At 65.2% G+C, this 1,171-nt stretch carries 1 protein-coding gene; it reads right to left on the reverse strand.

Annotation, left to right across the window (positions count from 1 at the left end):
• Positions 1-1,171: VCBS domain-containing protein (locus HMPREF0178_RS12935; protein ID WP_009368494.1), on the reverse strand; the 1,171-nt coding region annotated here is incomplete at both ends.

The raw sequence follows: 1,171 nt of genomic DNA on the forward strand, positions 1-1,171 counted from the left end.
GGTCAGCGTGCCGTAGTCCGTGGTGAACGTGGCGTCCGTGCTGCCTGTGGCGGAGTGGGAACCGTCGGAAGGGCTGGTGCCGTCGGCGGCGGGCGTGTTGCTGCCGCCTTCGATGTGGAACGTCTGGTTCTGCCCGCTGTCGCTGTCCGGGTCCTGCACCGTGAATGTGCCGCCCACGGAGGCTGTGTCTTCGTGGATGCCCTGCGCGGCGTTGGCGATGGAGAGTTCGGGCCGGTCGTTGGTGCCGTTGATGGTGACGGTGATGGTCTGGGGCTCGCTCCGGCCGGTCTGGGCGTCGGTGACGTAGACGGTGAAGGTTTCGGTCACGGTCTGGCCGAGGGCGAGGTTGTTGACGGCATTGCCGTCCGCACCTGCTTCGCCGGGGTTCTTGTTGTTGAGCGTGTACTCGTAGGAGCCGTCCGCGTGGAAGGTCAGGGTGCCGTAGGCGGAGGTGTAGGTATAGACGACGTCCCCGGTGCCGGGGTTTCCGGTTCCGGTCACAGTGGTGGAGGCGCCACCGTCGGTCAGGCTCGATCCGGCGTGCTCGACGTGGAAGTTGAGCTTGTTGACATCGTGATCCGTGGAACCCGCCCCGTTTTCCTTGTCGGCATCGGAAGCGAAGATCTTGCCGGAAAGGGTTCCGGTCTGATGCTGGCCTTCGCCCGTTCCGCCGGGCGTCGTGGGCGTGTTGCCGTCGCCGCCTTCCGAGGGCTGGTAGACGCCCTGTTCCTTGAAGTCGAGATGGAAGTTGCTCTGATCGGTGTCGATCACCGGGATGTCGTTGGTGCCGGTGATGGTAACGGTGATGGTCTGGGTGGAGGTCGCGCCGTGTTCGTCGGTAACGGTCACTTCAAAGGTTTCGACCTTGGTTTCCCCGGCATTGAGCTGCTGGACCTTGTCGCTGGCGTTGTTGAGCGCATAGGTCCACTGCCCGGTGGCGGGATCAAGGGTCAGCGTGCCGTAGTCCGTGGTGAACGTGGCGTCCGTGCTGCCTGTGGCGGAGTGGGAACCGTCGGAAGGGCTGGTGCCGTCGGCGGCGGGCGTGTTGCTGCCGCCTTCGATGTGGAACGTCTGGTTCTGCCCGCTGTCGCTGTCCGGGTCCTGCACCGTGAATGTGCCGCCCACGGAGGCTGTGTCTTCGTGGATGCCCTGCGCGGCGTTGGCGATGGAG

It is taken from the genome of Bilophila sp. 4_1_30 (assembly GCF_000224655.1).
GTDB lineage: Bacteria > Desulfobacterota > Desulfovibrionia > Desulfovibrionales > Desulfovibrionaceae > Bilophila > Bilophila wadsworthia.